Genomic DNA, 24579 nt, shown 5'->3' with positions numbered 1-24579 from the left:
TGAGACCCCGCAGGCTTGCCGAGGAGGCTCAGGTTTCGCCCCATGGAAAGCGAGCATACTGTAGTGGAAATGAACATCACTCAACTTCCTTTATGAAAATTTGGTAATTATTTGACAAGAATATTTTTCAACAGCGTGAAAACTCCTTTAACAAAAGGAGTTTTTTGATTATTATAAAAATATAAGGAGAAATTTTATGCGGTTACATTATAAGCTAATTATTTTTATATCAGTTCTGATCCTACTTATTAGTGGTGTTTTTGAGTTAGTATCTCAAGAAATGCTGCAAAAGAATTTAAAACATGAAAAGGGATTAAAAGCTTTAGCAATTTCTCAAACAGTAGCAAATATCCCCGAAGTTCGGGAAGCATTTTCCAGTAAAAACCCTTCACTAGTCATTCAGCCGATTGTTGAAAAAATACGAAAAAAAGTTGGAGCAGAATTTATTGTTGTAGGTAATAAAAATGAAGTACGTTACTCACACCCTAATCCGACTCTTATTGGCAAAAAAATGGTTGGTGGAGATAATCTAACAGTCCTAAAAGGGCAGGAAATTGTATCTGAATCTACTGGCACGCTTGGTCCTTCTTTAAGAGGTAAATCACCTATTTTTGATACTAAAGGCAATGTAATTGGTGTAGTTTCGGTAGGCTATTTAATAGAAGATATTGAACAAGAGGCTAATACTTTTCATAAAAAACTATTAAAAAATAGTTTAATGATACTAGGACTCGGAATAGCAGCAGCTTTTTTCATTTCATTTAATATAAAAAAATCCATTTTTGGATTGGAACCGAAAGAAATTGGACGAATGTACAAAGAAAAACATGCAATTTTGGAATCAATTCATGAAGGAATTATTGCGATTGATGAATACGGAGAAATTACGGTTGTAAATGAAAATGCTCATAAAGTTCTTTCGATACCTAATTTTATTAAACTGAGAGGTTTAAAAATCGAGGATGTATTACATAATTCTCAATTAAAAGAAGTTGTTGAAACTGGTAGACCAATTTATGATTTAGAATTTCTAATCAATGAGAAAGTTGTCATTATCAATTGCATACCGATTCTTGGAATAGATTCTAAAATCGTAGGTGCAGTGACAACCTTTAGGGAAAAATCAGAATTAAATAAATTACTAAATGAATTATCGCAAATCAAAGCATACTCTGAGGGATTAAGAGCTCAGTCGCATGAGTATTCAAATAAATTACATACGATTTTAGGTTTGATTCAGCTTGAATCTTATCAAGAAGCGATTGATTTAATTTCCAAAGAGTCTAATCTAACTCAAAATATTATCCAGTTTATAATGGAGGAAATCTCAGATCCAGTTGTTGCTGGGCTTTTACTAGGTAAAATTAGTTTAGCAAATGAATTAAAAGTAGATTTTAATATTGATTATAATAGTAGTTTTGCAAACGTACCAAATGATATAAATCGGGAAGACTTAATTACGATCATCGGGAATTTATTAAATAATGCATTTGATGCTGTGTTAGAAACGAGTAAGTCTGAAAAGGTCGTTTCTTTATTTCTTACTGATTTAGGCGAGGATTTAGTGATAGAGGTTGAAGATAACGCCAATGGTATTCCTGAAGAATTAATCGAGGAGATTTTTCAATACGGATTTACGACTAAAAAGCAAGCTAAAAATTCTGGGATTGGACTACACTTAGTTCAAAGATTACTCCATAAATTAAATGGTCAAATCACATTTCATTCAAATGAAAATGGAGGAACTACCTTTGTTGTTGCCATTCCAAAACATCTAAAAGGGAGTGACAGAAATGGTGAACAATAGTTTAATAGAAGTGTTAATTGTTGAAGATGATAATAGAATTGCTGAGATACATCAACGATTCATCGAAAGAATAGAAGGCTTTAGTGTAATTGGAATAGCAACAAATTATCAAGAAGCAGTCGATTTAATTGAAATATTGAAACCACAATTAGTACTACTAGATGTATATTTTCCAGATATGAATGGTTTGGACTTTTTAAAATGGATTAAAAAGAATTCAATTATGGCGGACATTATAATGATTACAGCTTCAAAAGAAATAGATTCAGTAAACCAAGCTCTGAATAACGGTGTTTTTGATTTTATTATTAAGCCAGTCATTTTTGATCGATTTAAAAAATCTCTCATTCGATATGCTAATTTTTCAAATAAAGTGAAAAGCCTACAATCCAAAAGTGCTTATATCACGCAGGATGAAATTGATGGTTTAATAGGAAAAAATAATAGTATGATAGAAGAGCATAGTATGTATCCAAAAGGAATCGATCGACTTACTTTGGATAAAGTATTATTGGCAATAAAGGAAGTACAAAGTGGTATGACTGCTGAAAATATAGGACTAGAAATCGGAGTAAGTCGAACTACTGCACGTAGATATCTAGAATATTTAGTTTCGGAAGGAAAAGTATCAGCTGATTTATCATATGGAACGATTGGAAGACCAGAAAGAGTTTATTTAATAAAGAACTAAGTAAATTTTACTAAAAACATATATGACAAACCTAACAATTCTGTAACAGAGTAGGTAAATAAGACTGAATAAAAAACGATCTAAACGCTTGGTAAACAAGCGTTTTTTTATGATTTTACAAATTTGTGACATTCGTAATTCAAAATGATAGAAACATTGGAAACGTTGAAAAATAGGCATTTGTTCTATAAAATAAGCTTTGCAACAAATACGGAGGGATAGAACATGAAAATCCGCTTATTAACTAAGGAAGATGCAGCAATCTATCTTAATATTCGTCTAGAAGGTTTAAAAGAAAATCCTGAAGTCTTTAGTACGACAATGGATGAAATACTTGATCAAGATGACCCTATTGAATACAAAGCAGAAATATTAGATAAAGATAAAAACTATACAATCGGTGCATTTACTGACAATGGAGAATTAATTGGAGTTGCAACTTTAAAAACATTTGAAAAAGTTAAAGCAGAGCATAAAGGAAAAATAGAATCGGTTTACGTTTCTTCAAAAGCTCGTAATTTGGGAGCAGGTTTTTTACTAATTGAAGAAGCAATTCACTTAGCAAAAAGTATTGGACTCGAACAAATTTCATTAAATATTATAGAAGGTAATGGATCAGCAAAAAAATTATATGAAAAATTTGGATTCAAAACATTTGCGAAAACACCAAACAGTTTAAAGTTTAATGATAAATATTGGGACCAAGAACATATGATGCTTACACTAAATGAACAATTATTAGTGTAGAGAGCAGATAAGAACGATATTATCAAAATCTTAACCGTCAAAAGGGATACCTACAATTGTCATCTTAACAATGGCAAGCAGGTATCCCTTTTTTACTAATTATTATTTAGTGAAAATCTTTTCAATGTCATCTAACATCAAATACGCTGCTTTGATTCCACCAGCAGTATTCCAAATTGTGTCATCTACTTTCATTACATGTCCTTTTTTAGAAGCGTTTAACTTTTTAAATATTGGATCTTCAGTAAATTCTTTTTCAAGCTGAGAACCAGACTCTTTTCCATCATCGTATGTAAAATAGAATAGATAATCCCCGTCCATTACTGGAATTCTTTCTTTTGTTACACCTTTTTCAGCAAAGTCATTAGCATTTTGTTCTTCAGGACGTTGGAAGCCTAGTTGTTTAAGAATAACGCCAGAAAATGTATCTTGATGGTAAATTCGTACATCAGAACCCATGAATCGTACGATTGAAATTTTTTGATTTACTTTATCGCCAAGTGTTGCTTTTAATTCATCAACACGTTTTGTATAATCGGCTAATATTTTATTTCCTTGTTCTTCTTTATTTAATACTTTAGCATAAAATTTGAAATTCTCTTGCCAGTCACCACGTAATGTTTCAGCGAAAACTGTAGGTGCAATTGCACTTAATTGTTCATAAACTTTTTCTTGGCGCATCTTATTACCGATTATTAAGTCAGGTTTTAGTCCAGCGATCTTCTCAAGATTCACTTCACTTTCTAAACCTACAACTTCAACACCCTTCATATCTTTAGCAATATGATCATACCAAGGATTACCCGTCCATGATTTAACTGCACCAACTGGTTTCACACCTAGTGCTAATAAAGCTTCAGTACCTTCATTCGTTAAAATAACGACCCTTTTTGGATTAGCTGGAACTTTAGTCGTACCCATAGCATGATCAATTGAGATCGTATTTGATTTTTTACTTTCATTACCAGAAGCCTCGTCTGATTTTTTAGTGCCACATGCACCTAATACCATAATTGCAGCGATGAAAAGTGCAATTAATGATGAAAATTTTAATTTTTTCATAGAATGGTCTCCTCTTTAATTGATAATCATTTTCACTATTGTCGACAAATCGTATTATAGATTAAGATTTTATTAGAAGTCAATAATAAAAATGAAAATCATTCTCATTGACTTGATAATTAATATCATTTAGACTTGTATGAGAGAATAGAATATTTAGGAGAAGTAAAATGTTTATTCATCTTCGATCAAAAATTTTCGTTTTAATAGCTTGTATTTTTGTATTTGTAGTTTGTTTTTTCTCTAGTATTTTACTAGGCTATACAAATACTAGTTTTTCAGGCTTAATCCATTCCTTTACCGATTTCAATGGTTCGAATGAACAATTAATTATTCAAAATGTCCGCATTCCAAGAGCAATTATTGCATCAGTAGTAGGGGCGAGTCTTGCTATTGCTGGTTTATTTATGCAAGTTTTAACAAAAAATCCTTTAGCATCCCCAAGTGTTTTAGGGATAAATGCTGGGGCTTCAATGTTAATTGTGCTTACAACAACATTTTTCCACATTCAATCACCGGCAGCTACAATCTGGCTTTCATTTTTAGGAGCTACTTTATCAGCAATATTAGTATTTGGGTTAAGTTCAATTGGAAAAGATGGTGCCACACCATTAAAAATTACATTAGCTGGAGTTTCTATAGCAGCAATGTTTAGTTCAATTACTCAAGGGTTACTTGTCACAAATGAAGTAGCCTTAGATAAAGTACTTTTTTGGCTAGCAGGATCAGTTCAAGGAAGATCACTTGATTCTTTAGAAATGGTGCTTCCATACATTCTCATTGCTTGGGGGATTTCCCTTGTAATAGGTGGAAAGATTAATACCTTTATGCTTGGAGATGATCTATCAAGAGCCTTAGGTCAAAACACTGTTTTATTAAAAGTTACATTAGTTATTTTAGTAATCATTTTAGCTGGCGGCGCTGTAAGCATTGCCGGACCAATCGGCTTAGTAGGGATTATCGTCCCACAAATTGTTAGAATGTTTGTGAAAAATGATTATCGCTGGATGATTCCACTTTGTGGGATTTTCGGGGCAATTTTACTTTTATTAGCTGATGTAGGGGCGCGTTATTTACTAATGCCTGAGGAGACACCTGTAGGGATAATGACTGCAGTCATTGGAGCTCCATTTTTTATTTATTTAGCTAGAAAAGGCGGAACAGTAAAATGAACATGATGAAAGTACGTAACAAGTTTTTTTCAATCTTATTTAATAAACAGTCCATTTACGTTTTACTTATTGCATGCCTTCTACTAATCAGTTCATTTTTGGTAAGCTTAACGCTCGGCGACCGCTATATCTCAATTCCTAAAGTATTATCCGTTATATTTGGTGAAGGCGAAAAGATAGACGAATTATTTGTTCAAGCCTTCCGAATGCCTCGTATAATCATAGCGATATTCGCTGGAATTTCATTAGCAATTGCAGGTTCGATTCTTCAAGGTTTAGTAAGAAATCCGCTTGCATCTCCGGATATTTTAGGAATCACAGGAGGAGCAGGAACAGCTGTTGTATTGTTTTTAGCAATTTTTAGTGACAATCGCACGAATCAATTAATCATTAGTATTAAATGGCTACCTTTAGCCGCATTTATTGGTGCGATCATCAGTTTAATTTTTGTCTATTCATTTGCATATAAAGATGGAGAATTAAGGCCACTAAGATTAGTGTTAGTTGGTGTTGGATTTTCGGCATTAGCACAAGCAACAACTTCATTTTTTATGTTGATTGGTCCTATTTTTAGAGCTACTGAAGCGAATATGTGGTTAACTGGTAGTGTTTATGGAGCAAATTGGGAACAAGTAAAAATTAGTACGATTTGGACAACTGTTTTTATTTTGTTAGCGCTTCTCTTTAGTAGACATTTAAATACACAACAACTTGGGGATGAAGTATCTACAAGCTTAGGTGTTCAAGTAGAAAAAAATCGATTAATTTTATTATTTATTAGTACAGCACTTGTTGCAGGGGCAGTTGCATTTGCCGGAGCAATTGCATTTGTTGGCCTAATTGCACCTCATATTGCTCGTAAAATGGTGGGTGCTTCTTATGGAGCTTTAATTCCATTGTCTGGAATCATAGGTGCTGTAATGGTATTAGTTGCAGATACAATTGGAAGAACTGTATTTAATCCGATTCAAATTCCTGCTGGAGTTTTTACCGCAGTAATTGGTGCACCGTATTTTATTTATTTATTATTCAAGTCTGGAAAAAGGTGATAAGATGTCAAAAAGTGCAATAGAAACAGAAAAACTAACGTTATCATATGATGATCGAACGATCATCAATGAATTGAATTTTCAAGTTCCTAAAGGAAAAATTACTGTTTTGATTGGAGCAAATGGTTGTGGCAAGTCTACTTTGTTACGATCACTTGCTAGATTACTTCAACCGACAAGTGGGACAATTTTGCTTGATGGATATGAAATAAGTAAGCGACCTACGAAAGAAATTGCACGCAATCTTTCAATCTTACCTCAAAGTCCTATTGCACCTGAAGGATTAACCGTTTTTCAATTAGTAAAACAGGGAAGATATCCATACCAAACATGGTTAAAACAATGGTCTAAAGAGGATGAAGAAAAAGTAAACCACGCCTTAAAAGTAACAAATATGTATGAATTGAAAGCTCAATTGGTCGATTCGTTATCTGGAGGACAACGTCAACGTGCATGGATCGCTATGACGCTTGCACAAGATACGGATACAATTTTACTAGATGAACCAACGACCTATTTAGATTTAACACATCAAATTGAAATCTTAGATTTACTTTATGAATTAAATGAAAAAGAGCAACGTACAATTGTTATGGTACTACATGATATTAACTTAGCGTGTAGGTATGCTCATAATGTTGTTGCGATTTCAAATGGTGAAGTTTATGCTGAAGGTGACCCCGAGAAAATTATTAATCAAGATTTAATCTGTGATGTATTTTGTATGAATTGTGATATAGTGAAGGACCCATTATTTGGAACACCACTTTGCATACCCCATGGACGAGGTAGAAAAATAATTTAAAATAAAATCATAAGTGCCTTTTATAGTGCACGTCAGTGTGTAGACAAAGTCCCATAAATCAGATACTCAGACTGATTGAAAGCGAGCGTTTGTCACCAGTTTGAAGTGTCCTAATTTAGTAGGGCACTTTTTCATTAAATGGAGTGAGATAAATGAGTTTGTCGATTAACAACATTAGTGCAAGTGTTCTTGGCAATAACATACTAGAAAACATATCTTTCCAAACAAAAGAAAGTGAAATTTTTTGTATCATAGGTACTTCAGGGGCAGGTAAATCAACCTTACTTCGAACTTTAAATCGATTACAGCCAATTAATAGTGGTGAAATTTATTTAAATGGTCAGTCAATTTATTTAATGACACCACAAAATTTACGTAAAAATGCGGTCATGATCTTGCAAACACCATCTTTATTTGAGGGAACTGTGGAAGATAATATTTTATTTGGAGCAAAATTAAATAGTGACTTTAATAAAACAGAATCTAGGAAACTAGCGATATCCTTATTAGAAAAAGTGGGACTTGAATCGAACTTACTTTTACGTAATTCCTCATCCCTTTCAGTAGGACAACAACAAAGAGTATCAATCGCTCGATCAATTGCGATGAAACCAAGTATTTTATTATGTGATGAAATAACATCTTCATTGGACCCGCAATCTACACTTCATATTCAAAATCTCCTTTTGACTTTAAAAAAGGAAGAAAAAATGACGATCCTACTTGTTACTCACAATATGGATTTAGTACAACAAATAGCTGACCGAGTCGGACTGTTAATAGATGGGAAGCTAGTAGAAGTAAGCGCAGTTAATGATTTTTTTAACAATCCAAGAACTGAATTGGGAAGAAATTTTCTTTCTACGATTGCATAAGAGGGTGGACTTATGGAAGGTAATCTACACATTACAGGGGTATCTCTAACATTTTTATTAATTATTATCGCAATTGCATTATCGTATTATCAAAAACTTGGTGTTGAAAAAGACATCGGTGTTTCTTCCGTAAGAACTGTTATCCAATTAATGATCATGGGGTATGTACTTGAATATGTGCTTCGGATTGAACATTTTTTAATTGTAATCATTATTTTATTTTGTATGATTTTATTTGGTGCATACACATCGAGTAAACGATCTAAAGAGATAGATGGCGTATTTTTTATCTCGTTCATCAGTATATTACTTGGAGTTGCAATCTCGTTAGGAGTAGTACTAGTAGCAAATCAAATTGCTTTAAAAGCACAATATGTGATACCTATATCGAGTATGATTATTAGTACATCAATGAATGCGAATAGTTTAGCACTAACAAGACTAAGAGCGGAAATTAAAGCGAATAAAAATCAAATTGAAGCAGCTCTATGCCTAGGTGCCACAACTAAGCAGGCTTCAAATAACGTAATAAAAAACTCAATTAAAGCTGCATTAATACCTTCAATTGATCGGGCTAAAACAGTAGGGATTGTTACTTTACCAGGATCAATGACAGGAATGATTTTTGCTGGAATCAGTCCCTTATATGCGATTAAATATCAATTATTAATTGAATGTATACTAATTGGTTCAATCGCAATAAGCGTATTTTGCTCAACACTTTTATCCTATCGAAAATTCTTCACAATCGATGACTCTCTTATAGAGGAAATTTAAGGTGGACAGGGCATAGGGAAAAGCCTTCATGAACTTTTCCCATTCCCATCGTTCCACTATTTTCGTTTATTCCTGCACTCTTAATTTCACGTCCATGTTTCCTCTTGTTGCTTTAGAGTAAGGGCAAACACCATGCGCTGCTTTTACAAGTTCTACAGCTACTTCTGTTGGAACCCCTTTTACTTTTACATCAAGTTGAGCGGCTAGTTTAAATCCACCATCAGCAGGGTCTTTTCCTATTGTAATGTTTGCAGTTACTGAAGTAGATTCTAATTTAATTTTTCGTTGGCGTGCTACTAAGTTTAATGCACTGTCAAAGCATGCTGAATATCCAGCAGCAAAAAGTTGCTCAGGATTTGTAGCTCCACCTGGTCCTCCTAATTCTACCGGTGGTTTAAGTGCTAAGTTAATAAAATCATCAGATGAAATAACTCTTCCGTCACGCCCACCAGTTGCAGTTGCTGTAGCAGTATATAAATTCTCCATAATAATCTCTCCTTAATTTTTTTAGTTTTTATTTCTGTCCATTGGCAGATTGAATTTTATTCAATAGAGTTTTCGTTTGATTTAATAAAGTTAAAAATTCTTCTTGTGAAGTATTACTTTCCTTAAAGAATTTTTCAGGTATACAATAAGCTTTTTCTTTTAAGTCTTTTCCTTCATCAGTTAACTGGATAAATACTTTTCGCTCATCATTTACATCACGTTTACGGATAATTAATCCAAAAGATTCCATACGCTTTAGCATTGGTGTGAGGGTACCAGAGTCTAGAAAAAGAGTTTCTCCAAGTTCTTTAACCGTTTGATGGTCTTTTTCCCATAGCACAAGCAATGTAAGATATTGTGGATAAGTAATTCCAATCTCATCTAACATTGGGCGATATAGCTTTGTTATTTCACGAGAGCAAGCATAAATTGAAAAGCATAACTGGTTTTCAAGTAAAAGCTGATTTTCTTTATTCATTTGATCAACATCCTTACATATAAATTGTGCACAATTTAATATGACACAATCATAATTGAAAAAGCATAATTTTGCAAGTACCAATATTTATTTTTATCTTACTTAGATTATTTTGAACAAAAAAAGCTAGCTAATGTATTAATACATTAACTAGCTTTATGATTAAGTTTTTCTAGATTTAGATATTAATGTTGTTATTTGCAACATGGTAATCGGAAGTGAAGTTTTTTTGTGATATGCAAGAAACTTAGGGGTCCAAGAATTAACGTATTTTTCTTTAAAGCTTCTTAAACCTTGAAAATGATATAAAAATTGTCCGTATTGATAAATTTGAGCGGCGATTTTCTCGCTCGTAAATGAATATTTAGATAGACCTACATTTGCTAATGGGGTCATACCGACGTTAAAGTATTGAAAATCTTTCGCTCTAAACCATTCAATTAAGTTTATAAACATAAAATCCATAATTCCTTTTGGTGCATCTGTCTTATGTCGCATTAAATCAATCGAAATTGTATGGTCATTATAGCTTGGCATAATTGAAGCAAAAGCAATCATTTCATTTTGTGCATTTTTAATAATAGCGACAGGGGCTAATTTGATGTAATCTTCATCAAAATAACCGAGTGAAAAGCCTTTTTCTTTACGACCATTAAGCCATTCAGATGACAAATCTTTTAATTGTTTAAAAAATTCATCTGAGAAAGGTGGTTCAATTATTTCGAAACCATATTCTTCTCTTTCAAATTTATTGTATAGCGCCCTAATTCCTTTATTCTTTTTCCCAGAAAGAGAGAATGTAGAAATATTTGCAAAGCCTTCTTCACCAAGTTTAAAGAAATCAAATCCGTTCTCATGTAAATAGGCTAATGAATTTGAGTTAACTTGATAAAAGACAAGTGTGTAACCATATCGATCTGCATAATTTAATAACTCCTCTATTGCAGGATAGATACGAGACTGATCACCAATTGGATCACCTAAAATAACTAATTTGTCAGCATAAGGCTGGAAAATAAACAACACTGTGTCATTTTGTGCCCAAAATAAGTATTTATCGTGTAAAAAAATTAAATGGGAAAGTTCAGTGCCCCCATAGTGTTTCAAATGCTCTCTAATTTTTTCTTCTTCATTTTTAGTATTAATAAATTCAAATTGTTTTACTTTAACTTTAAAAAATGCAATATAAAAGAATAGTAAAGCTGCTGCAAAACCAAGAACAGCACTAACAACAATATCTCTTGAGTTTACAAGTATATACGGTAAATACTTGGCAGGAATCCTTACATTTGTTGTAGGGAGATTAACATAGGCAATAAATAAATAGCTACCTAAAAAGAAAATTAAGATAAAATTATCAATTATCAGTTTCCCCCAAGTTAGAACGAAGCTTTCTCTATAAAATTTATTTTTAGAGATAAATAATACAAATGCAACGGCTAAAACAAAGAGTGCCTCTTCGTAATCTAAACCTTTTGAATAGGTCGTTACAGCACCAAGAATTAACATAAATAATGTAATATACCATGCTCTTTTTACTTTATAATCGATTCCACGTGAGAGTCCTAATAGGGTAAAACCAGCAGTGACAGAAATTATATGCGAAATATCAATGATGCTTGAAGGTAATATAATTTTTAATAAACTAATTCTTAATAGCATACTTGGCACTGCAGCCGAAACTAATAAAATTACGCCTGAAATAAAGATTAATATTGTTAAAACTTTATGCCCTAAATAGCTAGATATTTGATTTGGAATATTATTAAATGAATTATTTATTTTATTCCACAGCAATTTTAAAGCTAATACTATGCCACAGGCAAACGGGAAAAAGAAATAGCTAAATCGATAGATTAATAAAACAAGAAGTGTCGTTTCTTTTTCAATACCAAAATAAGTAAAACCTAGCAGGAAAATAAAATCAAATGAACCTAATCCACCAGGAATCATACTAATCAGTGCTGCAACAGATGCTACTAAAAATACAGGAAGTACCTCTAATAGTGAGATATTAACATGTAAAAATAAACAAATGAAGTAAATGAATAATAGAATAAAAGTCCATTCAAACAACGAAATGATGACTAATGAAAGCATAAATTTAGCAGAAAAATCTTCTGCAAAAAAATTACGTTTTAAATAAACAAGTAAAAACATGATTGGGAAATAACAAATAGCGATAATGATTGCAATATACAAGTACTTATATTCATTTAAAAAAGATAAATCGAATAGTCCTGTAAAAAGTAATAAGCTTAGGATCGATAAGCCAGATAGTAGAAAAATTGTTACACTACTAACTGCTTTCACAATTTCAGGTGCTGAACGGTCTTTTCGATAAAATAATGTTCTTATAGTTGTTCCGGCTACACCACCGAGTCCTATTAAGTTTGAGGTCGTATTCGCAAGCCAAGCGACCATTAATATTTTTCGAAAACTAAAATCTAATTTTAATAGTCTAACGAGTACAAAGTCATATAAAATCATTGGAGAAACGGCTATAATACCTAACGCAAAAATCAAAAAATATTGAAGTAGTGTAAGAGACTCCATATAGGTAAAGAACATATTAAAGTCGAAGTTAAGAAGTACGTTTTTTCCAACAAAAATGAATGCTACAAGTAATATTGAAATGAAAAATAGTTTAAATAAACCTACTTTACTAATCTGGATCTTATTCATAAGACACTCCTGAAGTTAATATTTAACTCAAATGAAAAAATATATCTTTAACTTTTAGTATTCCATATTATTCCACTATTTAACAAGAAGAATATGAACTCACGTATTAAAATTATAAGGAAATAGAAACAGGTTTAAGAAGTAATGATCACCTCTTTACTATAGTAGGTAGTCCTTTTTAATCTATTCCTCCCTGTTTTTAACTTTTTTCTAAATAACCTCAATTTTTCGCCGACAATAAAAGTATAACGATAATACTTTTTTCAACTCCCCAATGAGAATGGCTAATTTGCCATTCTTTTTTTTTGTAATTTTAAAAAAAAGAGTTAATCAAAAAGTTAGTATAGAGTTTAATTGTATAGATTAGATTATTTTAAGACATTGATTGGAGTGGAAGGTGGGAGACTGGAAGAGCAGGGAGAGCAGGAAAAGCAGGAAGAGCATATGGGAAAGAAATTACTTGTAGGAAATTTATAAAATCTCCAAATTCTTTTAATATCTTTTCTCTCTCCTATCCTGCCTTTCCTAGATCCTGCTCTTGACTTCTCAATTCATATTTAGTTCATAATGAACTTATATAATAGAACATAATTATTTTGCTAAAGTAAGTAGGTGACTTTTTTGAATCATGTAAAAGTATTAGTTGTTGACGATGACGCTCATATTCGAGAGTTAATATCTATTTTTTTAATTGCTGAAGGTTATACAGTTATAGAAGCTGAAAATGGAGCAGAAGCTTTACTAGCACTTGAAAGCAATAATATTCAAATTGTAGTTGTTGATGTGATGATGCCTGAAGTAGATGGATATGAACTTACGAAAGAATTGAAAAAATATTACGATATTCCGGTTTTAATGGTTACCGCAAAAGGAGAATCACAAGATAAATTAAAAGGGTTTGATCTTGGCGTAGATGATTATGTTGTAAAACCTTTTGACCCTTTAGAAATAGTGGCCCGCGTAAAAGCTCTTCTAAGAAGATTTCAATTACTAACAGATAAAAATATTGTTGTCGGTAATCTATCGATTAATCAAATTAAATACGAAATTTCGGTTAGCAATCAATCGATTACGCTTCCATTAAAGGAGTTTGAATTATTATTTAAACTTGCTAGTCAAGCTGGAAGAATCTTTACAAGAAATGATTTAATTGAACAGATTTGGGGTCTCGATTATGAAGGTGATGAACGAACAGTCGATGTGCACATAAAAAGAGTTCGAGAACGACTGAGAGAATTAATGGCTAAAGTTGAAATCGTTACAGTAAGAGGACTAGGTTATAAATTAGAGGAAATTCATACATGAAAAGTATGTACACAAGACTGGTTTTAATTTTTATATCCGTCATTTTGTTGAGTTTGGTCTTTACTTTTTTTATAGCTTCTAAATACTTTATGATACATGTAGAAACAGAAGTCCAAACTGACTTAAAAGATGTAGGAGAAAATTTTATTTCCATTTACTCAAACCAAAACAACCAAAAAGAAGTAGATACGACTTTAAAAATAATCAGTAAAAATTATAATCTAACGCTATATAATGAATCGGGAAAAATCAATTTGAAAAATACAGCACCAATTAAGAAGAACTTAAAAAAAGCTCAAGTGTTAAAAGTATTGAACCAAAATAGCAATCAAATAAATCCTGATAAACACGTATCAGGACATAATCCTTATCTTGTAGGCTTACCTTTTGAAAAAGATGGGCAGAAATATGCTTTGTTTATTCAACCAAACATTGATAGAGGATTCTTTAAAATGCGTCGCTTTTTATTTTTTAGTTTATTAACAACTTTAATAATTGGATCGGTGACATTTTTGTTTGTTGCAAAGCTTTTAGTAAAACCTGTAAAGGAACTAATTCTAGCTACGAAAGAATTGGCTAAAGGTAATTATGATGTTCAAGTTACGATTAATCGTAAAGATGAAATTGGTTTACTTGCTTCAAATTTTAATGTGATGACGAATAAGTTAAACAATCTGGAAGAGATGAGAAGTGAATTTGTTTCAAATGTTTCACATGAAATTCAATCTCCGTTAACATCTATAAAAGGTTTTGCAAAAGTTCTACGAAACAAGCAATTAAACGATGAGAAACGGGATCATTATTTATCAATTATAGAGGATGAAAGTGATCGACTCTCTATTATGAGTGAAAGACTTTTGAAGTTAGCATCACTAGATTCTGAACAACACCCATTTCAACCATCTCTCTATAAATTAGATGAACAAATCCGAAAAATAATTTTAGCATTAGAGCCACATTGGGAAAGTAAAAAGCTTCAACTAGTTTTAAATTTGCCTCAGTCTGAAATTTTGGCAGACCGAATACTACTTGAACAAGTGTGGATCAATTTACTTCAAAATGCAATTAAGTTCTCAAATTGTAATGGAACGATTCAAGTTGATATTCTCGAGACGAAACAATCGACTCAAATTATTGTTAGCGATAACGGATTAGGGATAAATCAGGATGATATCGATCGGATTTTTGAACGTTTTTACCAAGCAGACCGTTCTAGAAAGAATAAAGGAACAGGACTTGGACTTTCGATTGTTCAAAAAATAGTAGAAATGCATAATGGAAAGATTGAAGTTCAAAGTTCAGTAGGAGAAGGGACAAGCTTTAAGGTAAACTTACCAAAGACCTTTTAAAATACTTATGCTTTGTTAATGTAATTTGTCGATATTTTACAAAAGGCATTTTCGAAAATGATTTTATAAGCTTTAAAGTTTAGATTATATAAAGACTTTGATTGGAGTGGAAGGTGCGAGACTTAAAAGAGCAGGAAAGAGCAGGAAAAGGAAAGACGGAAAAAGCATAAGATAGGAATTACTTAGAAGAAATCCATGTTATCTCTAAATTCATTTAATGTCTTTCCTTGATCCTGCAGTACCTTGTTCCTGCTCTTAAAACGGAAATCAACCCTCTTTTCTAACAGAAAAAAATAGATTTTAAAATCGTCAAATAATGTTCTTAATAGTTCATATTCTGTTCATAAAGTTTTGATAAGATATTTACATGTTAGTTATGGAACAATGGAAAGGAGAAAGAGAGAAAATATGTTTGCAGGCTTAACGAAATTAAGTTTAAAGAACACGATATCTGTAATTATACTAAGTGTTCTTGTTTTAATAGGGGGAATTTATTCTGCCCAAAAAATACAAATTGAAACATTTCCTGATGTTTCATTTCCAGCAGTTGCAGTTCAGGTAGTATATCCTGGTGCATCATCTGAGGATATCGAATCCGAAGTTACAAAACCAATCGAATCTGGTTTAATGAAGCTTGAAAACTATGATCAGTTAACAAGTACTTCTAGCGAAAATATGGCATCAATTTTTCTAATTTATCCTTTTGGAACGGATATGGATAAAATTGAAAAGGATGTTGACAATGTAATCAATAAAACAAAACTACCTGATAAAGCAGAGGCAACAGTTCAACGAATTGCAATGGACTCAGCACCAATTTATCAGGTGGCAATTGCGAATAATGGTCAAGTAAAAGACTTACAGCAAGCAATTGAAAATGATTTACTACCTCAAATTAAAAAAGTAACTGGTGTAAGTGATGCTAGTCTTTCAGGTACAAAAGAAGAAGAAATTCAAATCGTTGTAGATAATAAAAAAGCAGAAGAAAAAGGAATTTCTTTAGATACAATTAAAACAGCCATTCAAGGCCAAGATTACGCAGTTCCATTAGGATCGGTAGAGAATAATGGGAAAACGGTTTCTGTACGAATGAAAGGTAGTTTAAATTCTATCGATCAAATTAAAAAAACGGTTCTATCTAGTGCAGCTACACAAAGTTCTCAAATGGGTGCTATGACTGGAGGCGGACAACTAGGTAAAGGTGCAGGGCAAGCTCAAATTGTAAAACCCAAAAATGTTACTGTTGCTGATATTGCAGATGTAAAAGTCGTTTCAGTTCAGGATCAAATTTCTAGATACAATGGAAAAGAAAGTTATATTTTATCTGTTTCTCAAACACAGGATTCAAATACAGCGGATGTAGTAACAGATGTTAAAAAAGAAATTAAAGCATTTAAAAAGGATCATAATGTAGAAACTCATGTCATTATGGATAACGGTAAAGAAATTGAGAAATCCGTTAGTTCTTTAATTAAAGAAGGATTATTAGGAGCATTATTTACAGTAGTTGTTATTCTGTTATTCTTAAGAAACATTAGAGCGACTTTAATCTCAATTTTATCTTTACCAATCTCTATTTTTGCAACAATTTCTGTCTTAAATTCACTAGGTTATACACTAAACATCATGACTTTAGGTGGTCTAGTTGTCGCAATTGGACGAATCGTTGATGATAGTATTGTTGTAATTGAAAATATATACAGATGGAGACAGCAAAAAGCTAATCAATACCAGAAAAAAGAATTGGCTTTATATGCTACAAAAGAAGTTATTGGAGCAATCGCATCTTCTACATTTGCAACAGTCGTAGTATTTTTACCGTTAGCATTTGTTAGTGGTATTATTGGAGAGTTCTTTAGACCGTTTGCAATTTCAGTTGTAGTTTCAATCTTAACTTCACTAATCGTTGCGATTATTTTAATTCCAACATTAGGTGCAAAATTCTTATCGAAACCATTAAAAGAGCATAGTAATGATACTCGCTTTATGAGAAATTACGAAAAGTTACTTCGTTCTGCATTAAAACGTAAATGGATTGTTTTAGTATTATCAATTGTTTTATTAGCTGGATCATTATCGATGATTCCATTATTAGGTTTCTCATTCTTACCTGGTAGTGTAAATAAAACACTTCAAGTTACAGCAACGCTTCCATCAAATAGTACAGTGGATCAATCTAATTTAGTTGCAAAAGAGTTAGAAAAATACTTTGCTGATTCAGATTTAATCGACAGTGTACAAGCTACTGTTGGTGGTAAACGTGACTTTATCATGAATATGGACGGTGGTAAAAATAAAGCAATCTTCCAAATCAATTTAAAAAATGGAAATAACATGGATAAAGAACTTTCAAAAATCAATAAAGAAGTTCCTTCTATTGTTGATGCGAAAGTAAAAGGTACAACAATCACAGCAAAAGAACTTTCTCAAAATGGTCCTCCAACAGGAAACAATATTGATGTAAATTTATATTCTTCTAACTTTAATGATTTAAAGGAAGCAGCATCAAAAATTGAGAAAGAATTAAATAATGATAATCGTTTGAAAAATGTTTCGAATAACTTAAAAGATGTTCAACCGAAATATGAAATTACATTAAACGATAAAGCTAGAGAAGAAAATATTACAATGTTCCAAGTAATGGGAGCAATTAACGAGAAAATAAACGATATTGAAATCGGTGATTACGATTTAAACGGAGCAACAAACAAACTGACTGTAGGTTATAAAGATAAGGCAAATTCAAAAGAAGACATTGAAAAAATTAAAATGATGACTGCAGCAGGTCCAAAAGAAATTAAAGACTATGTAACAATCTCACAAAAAGAAGCACCTGTTTCAATCAACCATGATGATGGAAAAATGTATGCATCTGTAAGTGCGATTGTAAAAGGGAAAGACACAGCAGCTGTTACAAAAGATGTAACAACTCATTTAAAGAAAATTGATTTACCAAAAAGCGTCGATATGAAAATTGGCGGCGGTTTAGATATGATTACAGATGGATTTAGCAGCTTAGGAATAGCAATGGTAGTTGCTGTTGGATTAGTATTCTTAATCATGAGTATGACATTTGGTGGTCTAAGAACGCCGTTTGTTATTCTAACATCTCTAATCTTTGTACCAGTAGGAGCTTTCTTAGCATTATTTATAGGGAAGCAAACACTATCTATGAGTGCAATGATTGGACTGTTAATGCTAATCGGTATTGTTGTAACGAATGCAGTTGTATTATTAGATCGTGTAGAACACAACCGTAAAAATGGATTAGAAGTGACAGATGCTTTAATTGAGGCTTCTAAAACTAGATTACGTCCAATCCTAATGACAGCATTAGCAACTATTCTCGCTTTAGTTCCAATGGCTGTTTCAAATTCAACATCTGGCTTAATTTCTAAAGGTTTGGCAGTAACTGTAATTGGAGGTTTAACAACATCAACATTCTTAACATTAATCATCATTCCAGTTATTTATCAACTAGTAAGTAGAAAGAAAAAAAGAGAAGAATAAGCTAAGAAAGAGTGTCCCATAAAAACTATGGGGCACTCTTTCTTTTTGTTTGAGGATATAATAAAGAAATACGTTGAACAAGGTAAAAAATAAGATAAAAAAAGCAAAGATGCGTAAGCACCTTAGCTCATTTTTTTATTTAGGCTCATAACCAAATTGTAACTCGTTCTGTTCATTTACAATTACATTTAAATTGTAATCTTTAAAGTACCATAAATCAGTTTCATTAATAAAGTAGACAACGTTATTTATTGTAGTGGACTCTCCTATTTCAATTGGTTGTTCTTTTGTTACACCTAATGAATATCCACTATGAATTGTACTATTTCCACCATATCGTGCGAAAAAACGGATTGTATCTCCATCTTTAACATTCATCTCATCCTGGAACCATTTTATTGCATCTTCAGTAATTGTAATTTTCATCATAACCGACCTTTCTATACCTTATAAAAATATTATAGTATGAATGTGAAAAACTATACAGAAAAGTGATTATTAAGAAAAGCTATTCTTGATTGAATAGCTCAGAGAAAGTCATTTATTTAAACTTTTTATAAATTGATCTGATGTAGTTTTTAAATAAAGTAATAAGTGATATGATTACATAACCGTAATATGCGATGGTTTCTAAAACTCGAGTAGAATTGATAAAGTCAAAAAGACCTTCTGTAAATACTTTCCCTCCAAAAAAAATTAAAAGAACACCTAGTAAAGTAAAAATGACTTTAATATTTAAATTTAGTGTAGTCTTGATAAATAAATATGCGATTAAGACAGCTGCAATTAGGCCTAGTAAGATAGAAATCAAACCAACAAATGCAATTGATTGAGCATTTGACAATACAAATAAAACAAGCTCTAAGCCTTCACGTATAACAAAAACACTTGCCATTAAAAATAAAGATAAAGTATGATCTTTCATCATTACTTCAGATTTAAGTTTTTCTGAAATATTACTACTACTTTGGTTACTTAACCAATAAATAAAATAGAAGATTAACATTGCTGCAATTAGTTGAATCACGCCTTCAATATTCTGCTGAACATTCACTCCAAGCTCACCAAATGCAGTGAATAAAAAAAATCCAGCAAAAATACTAACGATTACACCGGTGATTGTTCCGTATACAACCGATTTAATTAAATGCTGTTTCTTACTTTGAACTAAAGATATGAGTAAAAATCCAATAACGAAAGATACCTCAAGTCCTTCTCGCAAAGCTATTAAAAAATTTACATTCAATTTACTACCATCCTCCCTAATATGATTCAATCTACTAACTAGATTATTCTGCATACTAAAAAGGGTCACTAGATTCCTAAAATATAGGCTATTTAAATTTTGTGTTAGTATATTGATTAAGATAAATTTTGAATTGAAAAGAAGGAGAGCCAATGGAATCTTTTACAAGTAGAGCAATTGAAATAATCAAAAATATTCCTTCAGGTAAAGTAATGACTTATGGTCAAGTTGCAAAATTAGCCGGAAGTCCAAGGGGCGCTAGACAGGTTGTAAGGATCCTGCATTCTATGAGCCAAAAATACCATTTACCTTGGCATCGAGTTTTGAACGCCAAAGGTGAAATCGGAATCCAAGACGAAGAAGGATTTTTAAAGCAAAAACAATACCTTCAAAATGAAGGAATCAATTTTATAGATGAAAGAAAAATTAACTTGAATGTATACCAAGTTAATCAAATTCTTGAGAAAGAAGATGTAGATTTAATATGAAGAGCAGGAAGAGCAGGGAAGAATAGGAAAGGCAGGTTACTTAAAAGACATAAATCAAGTACTCTAAAGTCTTTTAATATCCTTTCTCCTTAATCCTGCAGTTCCTTGCTCCTGCTCTTAAGAAAACGAGCATCCTGTAACGCAAATCAACCTTCTTTTTTAACAATATAGCCAATAAGCCAATAAATAGAGGAACTTTTTACTCAAAATTCTATAACTAGTGGATTTTGAGTATTTTTTTATATGAATGACTATAATTAAAACATTGTTACGTTTGTTAGTGTGAAACAAACCATTGGAATTAGTGTCAAAAGTTGTTTCTTATGAATACTTTACAATAAAACATTGTTTTGTTATACTCGTTTCAGGAGGAATGTCATATGGGTGAAGAATTAATATCAAAGAAAGATTTATTACAACTTACAGGCATATCGTACGGACAGCTTTACAGATGGAAGAGAAAAAACATCATTCCTGAAGAGTGGTTTATGAAAAAATCAAGCTTTACAGGACAGGAGACTTTTTTTCCTAAGGAGAAAATTTTAGATCGGATCGAAAAAATAAAAGAATTAAAGGATGATCAATCATTAGATGATATTGCTAGAGTGTTTTCAATCAATGAAGAAACAGTTTCTGATGGTAGGCATGTTACTTTATCTTTGGAGCAAATACCGAAGCAAGTCTTACAAATATATCAATCACTTTTTCCAAATACTAAATTAGAGCATTTAGGTACGGTCCAGCTGTGTTCATTACTTTTTGTAAACGACTGGCTTTTAAAAGGTAGTGTAACTATTGACGAAGTAAAACAATTTTTGAATTTAGTAGAAGCACATAAAACTCGAATTAAATTAAATGAAGCGGAAATAATTTTTATTCGTAAATTTGGTGTAGGCACTTGGATTATTGGGAAACAAGATGAAACTTTTGTTGATCAAAAGGATGCCATCTTAATAAATGTAGCTCTTTCAAGCTATTTAAATAAATAATGGAGGAGAAGTTATGGTGAACGTGCATACAAGGCAAGATGCAATTATTAATGGTTCGGGAACAGTTGTATCTGGGAAATATGATGAAGTTAGAATAAGTGGTAGCGGCCGTATACTAGGTGAAATTATTTGTCAGGAAGTTAAGGTAAGTGGATCAGCAAAATTTAATGGTAAAGTAGAAACAGATTATTTTAATTGTAGTGGTAGTGCAAAATGTTTAAGTGAAGTTGATGCGAAAAAGATTAGTGTTAGTGGCTCGGCATCTATCGATGGAAAAGTTACTGGTGGAGACGTCAATGTTAGCGGTAGCTTTAGAACAAAAAGTGATTTAAATGTAAAAAGCATAAATGTGTCAGGCTCTATGAAAACGTTAGGACTAGTAAAAGCAGAAGTTATAACTGTAAAAGGTTCACTGTCTACGGAAAAAGGATCTGAATGTGAAGTATTTACAGCAAAAGGTCATTTATCTATGAATGGATTATTAAATGCAGAAAACGTTAAAATTACACATAGTGGATTTAGTTATGTACCTGAAATTGGTGGAGAAACAATCGAAATAAGTAGATTCGATGATAGTAATCTATTTTCAAGAATTTTTACAAGGATTTTTAATAGTCGTATAAACTTTAAAGCAGATGTGATCGAAGGAAGTGCTGTGAAAATTGATTATACGACTGCTAGTGTAGTAAGAGGTGATGCAGTCACAATCGGTCCAAAATGCAAAATCGACCTAGTTGAGTATAACGAGGATGTTCAAATTCATCCATCCGCAAAAGTAAAAGAAGTTAAAAAGTTAGAACAATAATAAAAAGACGACTTTGGAAAGGAGGTTTCAAACTTTTTCTTGGTCGTTTTTTCTGTTTAGATCAACATAGAAAGTTCACAATTGTAAACTATCCGTTGTTGAACTATGTTTAGTTGAGTGATAAGATAGAATTGTGCAAACGATTGCAAAGATTATTAATGAATTTAAAGATTAAAGACCATTTAATTAGTTGAAATGAAAACGCTTTAATGCATTTGGAGGAGAAATAATGAAAAATCAAAGTTGGTGGAAGGAAGCGGTTGCTTATCAAATTTATCCGCGAAGCTTCATGGATTCAAATGGTGATGGAATTGGTGATTTAAGAGGGGTCATTTCAAAGTTAGATTATCTAAAAGATTTAGGCATCGATGTCATTTGGATTTGTCCATTTTATAAATCACCTAATGACGATAATGGCTATGATATTTCAGATTATCAAGACATAATGGATGAGTTTGGAACAATGGCAGATTTTGATGAGCTACTAGAAGCTGTTCATCAAAGAGGAATGAAGTTAATTTTAGATTTAGTAGTGAATCACACAAGTGATGAACATCCTTGGTTCCTTGAAGCGAAAAAATCAAAAGATAACCCATACAGAGACTATTATATTTGGAGAGAAGGCAAAAAGGCAGGAGAAGAACCAAATAACTGGGAAAGTATTTTTGGTGGATCTGCATGGGAATATGATGAAACAACGGACGAATACTTTTTACATTTGTTCTCAAAAAAGCAGCCTGATTTAAATTGGGAAAATAAAGTAGTTCGCCAAAAAATATATGACATGATTAATTGGTGGCTAGATAAAGGGATTGATGGTTTCCGAGTTGACGCGATTAGTCATATAAAGAAACGCCCTGGATTTCCAGATATGCCAAATCCTAAAAAGGAAAAGTATGTTGCCAGTTTTGATATGCACATGAACCAAGAGGGGATTCATAAGTATTTAGAAGAGTTAAAGCGTGAAACTTTTGATAAATACGATATTATGACAGTTGGCGAAGCAAACGGTGTAACGACACAGGATGCAAATTTATGGGTAGGTGAAAAAGAAGGAAAATTCAATATGATTTTTCAATTCGAAAGCCTAGATCTTTGGAAGAAAACAGATGAATCTGAAACTTCTATCGCTGATCTGAAAGACATTCTATCAAAATGGCAAACAGGTTTAGAGGGATATGGCTGGAATGCTTTGTTTGTCGAAAATCATGATATACCAAGAGCAGTTAGTACTTTAGGAAGCGATAATAAAGCTTTTTGGAAAGTTTCAGCGAAGGCAATTGGTGTGATGTATTTCTTTATGCAAGGAACTCCATTTATTTATCAAGGTCAAGAAATTGGTATGACAAATGTTCACTACACATCAATTAAAGATTACAACGATGTAAGTGCAAAAAATATGTATCATACAATGATCGAAAATGGTTCTACTGAGCAAGAGGTTCTAGACATTTTGTGGAAAACTGGTCGAGATAATTCACGTACGCCTATGCAATGGAATCACTCTGACAATGCTGGTTTTACAAAAGGCACGCCATGGTTAAAAACAAACAAAAACTTTAAAGAGATCAATGTTGAGGCTCAAGAGAAAGACTCGGATTCAATTTTATCATTCTATAAAAAAATGATTACTTTACGTAAAGAAAATAAAACATTAATCTATGCGCCATATCAATATTTAGATGTAAAGAGTGAACCGGTTTATGCTTATACTCGAAAAGGTGAAAATGAAACATTCTTAGTCATTTCAAACTTATCATCAGAAAATCAAAAATTTGTATTACCAAAAGAAATGACAAAGATGAGTGCAAAATTATGTTTATCAAACATCGAGTCAAAAGATCTAAAATTAGCTGAAAAAATGGAATTTACACCTTTTGAAGCGAGAGTATATCGTTTAAGTTAATGTTTTAGAATAAGTGACTGTCAAGAAAGTTGAAAAACGCTTTTAATCAGTCTGAAAATCATATCTTATAGATATTGTCTAAAAGAAGACTGTCGAATGACAGTCTTCTTTTCAGAGTGTTGAAATAGATAACGGTCAATATAAAAAAAGGTCATTAAGTGAACTATATGATGATAGGTTAGTATTTTTTGATGTTCTATTAAAGAATATAAATGTTAGTATTTTTGAGCAATATTCTTAACGCCGACAATCAAATCATTACTTAGATCATCTTTTTAAAAGTTTAAACTATTAAATACTAATTTTTAGAAAAATGAATTCAAATCTTATAAGATGATACTTTTTTT

The 24579-nt window shown here is 31.9% G+C and carries 21 protein-coding genes; 15 read left to right on the top strand and 6 right to left on the bottom strand.

What is annotated here, in order from left to right:
• Nucleotides 1-196 precede the first annotated feature (196 nt).
• The 3 genes from B7R67_RS15010 to B7R67_RS15000 all read left to right on the top strand — a co-directional run bounded on the left by B7R67_RS15010 (nucleotide 197) and on the right by B7R67_RS15000 (nucleotide 3245).
• Nucleotides 197-1807, top strand: coding sequence for an ATP-binding protein (locus B7R67_RS15010; RefSeq protein WP_088071783.1), 1611 nt, complete (start codon nucleotides 197-199; stop codon nucleotides 1805-1807).
• On the top strand, nucleotides 1794-2498 hold the full coding sequence (locus B7R67_RS15005; protein WP_088071781.1) for a response regulator: 705 nt from the start codon (nucleotides 1794-1796) through the stop codon (nucleotides 2496-2498). The genes B7R67_RS15010 and B7R67_RS15005 overlap by 14 nt, the downstream gene beginning before the upstream one ends.
• Before the next feature lie 225 nt (nucleotides 2499-2723).
• Nucleotides 2724-3245, top strand: coding sequence for a GNAT family N-acetyltransferase (locus tag B7R67_RS15000; RefSeq protein WP_088071780.1), 522 nt, complete (start codon nucleotides 2724-2726; stop codon nucleotides 3243-3245).
• Nucleotides 3246-3347: 102 nt separating this feature from the next.
• Here the strand turns inward: B7R67_RS15000 and B7R67_RS14995 are convergent, their stop codons facing one another.
• Nucleotides 3348-4307: an ABC transporter substrate-binding protein gene (locus B7R67_RS14995; protein WP_088071778.1), complete on the bottom strand. Its 960-nt coding sequence runs from the start codon at nucleotides 4305-4307 to the stop codon at nucleotides 3348-3350.
• Nucleotides 4308-4477: 170 nt separating this feature from the next.
• Here B7R67_RS14995 and B7R67_RS14990 point away from each other — a divergent pair, with 170 nt between their 5' ends.
• The 5 genes from B7R67_RS14990 (at nucleotide 4478) to B7R67_RS14970 (ending at nucleotide 8985) form a co-directional block, all read left to right on the top strand.
• Complete coding sequence (locus B7R67_RS14990; protein ID WP_088071776.1) at nucleotides 4478-5479, top strand: FecCD family ABC transporter permease; 1002 nt, start codon at nucleotides 4478-4480, stop codon at nucleotides 5477-5479.
• Nucleotides 5476-6528 (top strand): FecCD family ABC transporter permease, encoded by a 1053-nt coding sequence (locus B7R67_RS14985; protein ID WP_235822176.1) that lies wholly within the window; start codon nucleotides 5476-5478, stop codon nucleotides 6526-6528. The genes B7R67_RS14990 and B7R67_RS14985 overlap by 4 nt, the downstream gene beginning before the upstream one ends.
• 4 nt (nucleotides 6529-6532) lie before the next feature.
• The gene (locus B7R67_RS14980; protein ID WP_088071774.1) at nucleotides 6533-7333 is read left to right on the top strand and encodes an ABC transporter ATP-binding protein; all 801 of its coding nucleotides are present in this window, start codon (nucleotides 6533-6535) and stop codon (nucleotides 7331-7333) included.
• Between the two features lie 152 nt (nucleotides 7334-7485).
• Nucleotides 7486-8208 (top strand): phosphate ABC transporter ATP-binding protein, encoded by a 723-nt coding sequence (locus B7R67_RS14975; RefSeq protein WP_088071772.1) that lies wholly within the window; start codon nucleotides 7486-7488, stop codon nucleotides 8206-8208.
• A 12-nt stretch (nucleotides 8209-8220) separates the two neighbouring features.
• Nucleotides 8221-8985, top strand: a complete 765-nt coding sequence (locus tag B7R67_RS14970; protein ID WP_088071770.1) for an ABC transporter permease — start codon at nucleotides 8221-8223, stop codon at nucleotides 8983-8985.
• A 66-nt stretch (nucleotides 8986-9051) separates the two neighbouring features.
• Here the strand turns inward: B7R67_RS14970 and B7R67_RS14965 are convergent, their stop codons facing one another.
• The 3 genes from B7R67_RS14965 to mprF form a co-directional block, all read right to left on the bottom strand.
• Nucleotides 9052-9471, bottom strand: a complete 420-nt coding sequence (locus B7R67_RS14965; protein ID WP_088071768.1) for an organic hydroperoxide resistance protein — start codon at nucleotides 9469-9471, stop codon at nucleotides 9052-9054.
• Nucleotides 9472-9499: 28 nt separating this feature from the next.
• Nucleotides 9500-9949 carry a MarR family winged helix-turn-helix transcriptional regulator gene (locus B7R67_RS14960; protein ID WP_088071766.1) on the bottom strand — a complete coding sequence of 150 codons (450 nt, stop codon included), beginning with the start codon at nucleotides 9947-9949 and terminating at the stop codon, nucleotides 9500-9502.
• Between the two features lie 162 nt (nucleotides 9950-10111).
• Entirely contained in the window at nucleotides 10112-12634 is a 2523-nt protein-coding gene (mprF, locus tag B7R67_RS14955; protein ID WP_088071764.1) for a bifunctional lysylphosphatidylglycerol flippase/synthetase MprF, read from the bottom strand.
• A gap of 621 nt (nucleotides 12635-13255) precedes the next feature.
• Here mprF and B7R67_RS14950 point away from each other — a divergent pair.
• The 3 genes from B7R67_RS14950 to B7R67_RS14940 all read left to right on the top strand — a co-directional run bounded on the left by B7R67_RS14950 (nucleotide 13256) and on the right by B7R67_RS14940 (nucleotide 18798).
• Nucleotides 13256-13939, top strand: coding sequence for a response regulator transcription factor (locus B7R67_RS14950; RefSeq protein WP_088071762.1), 684 nt, complete (start codon nucleotides 13256-13258; stop codon nucleotides 13937-13939).
• Nucleotides 13936-15288 (top strand): sensor histidine kinase, encoded by a 1353-nt coding sequence (locus tag B7R67_RS14945; RefSeq protein ID WP_088071760.1) that lies wholly within the window; start codon nucleotides 13936-13938, stop codon nucleotides 15286-15288. Before B7R67_RS14950 ends, B7R67_RS14945 begins: the two co-directional genes overlap by 4 nt.
• Before the next feature lie 408 nt (nucleotides 15289-15696).
• Nucleotides 15697-18798 carry an efflux RND transporter permease subunit gene (locus tag B7R67_RS14940; RefSeq protein WP_158095123.1) on the top strand — a complete coding sequence of 1034 codons (3102 nt, stop codon included), beginning with the start codon at nucleotides 15697-15699 and terminating at the stop codon, nucleotides 18796-18798.
• Nucleotides 18799-18933: 135 nt separating this feature from the next.
• On the opposite strand, the gene B7R67_RS14935 is transcribed toward B7R67_RS14940, so the two are convergent.
• Complete coding sequence (locus B7R67_RS14935) at nucleotides 18934-19224, bottom strand: HesB/YadR/YfhF family protein (RefSeq protein ID WP_088071756.1); 291 nt, start codon at nucleotides 19222-19224, stop codon at nucleotides 18934-18936.
• 115 nt (nucleotides 19225-19339) lie between these two features.
• A complete protein-coding gene (locus tag B7R67_RS14930; protein ID WP_158095122.1) occupies nucleotides 19340-20044 on the bottom strand; it encodes an FTR1 family protein in 705 nt (234 codons plus the stop codon).
• 152 nt (nucleotides 20045-20196) lie between these two features.
• Between B7R67_RS14930 and B7R67_RS14925 the strand changes: the two genes are divergently transcribed.
• From B7R67_RS14925 to B7R67_RS14910, 4 genes are all read left to right on the top strand, one after another.
• Nucleotides 20197-20532, top strand: coding sequence for an MGMT family protein (locus B7R67_RS14925; RefSeq protein ID WP_088071752.1), 336 nt, complete (start codon nucleotides 20197-20199; stop codon nucleotides 20530-20532).
• 380 nt (nucleotides 20533-20912) lie between these two features.
• Nucleotides 20913-21521, top strand: a complete 609-nt coding sequence (locus B7R67_RS14920) for a DUF4004 family protein (RefSeq protein ID WP_088071750.1) — start codon at nucleotides 20913-20915, stop codon at nucleotides 21519-21521.
• 13 nt (nucleotides 21522-21534) lie between these two features.
• Complete coding sequence (locus B7R67_RS14915; RefSeq protein WP_088071748.1) at nucleotides 21535-22326, top strand: polymer-forming cytoskeletal protein; 792 nt, start codon at nucleotides 21535-21537, stop codon at nucleotides 22324-22326.
• Between the two features lie 229 nt (nucleotides 22327-22555).
• Entirely contained in the window at nucleotides 22556-24232 is a 1677-nt protein-coding gene (locus B7R67_RS14910; protein WP_088071746.1) for a glycoside hydrolase family 13 protein, read from the top strand.
• Nucleotides 24233-24579 lie beyond the last annotated feature (347 nt).

The sequence above is a fragment of the Gottfriedia luciferensis genome, from assembly GCF_002156865.1.
Classification (GTDB): Bacteria; Bacillota; Bacilli; order Bacillales; family Bacillaceae_G; genus Gottfriedia; species Gottfriedia luciferensis.
Note: the sequence above shows the minus strand (reverse complement) of the source record. Positions and strands in the feature narration are given on the sequence as shown.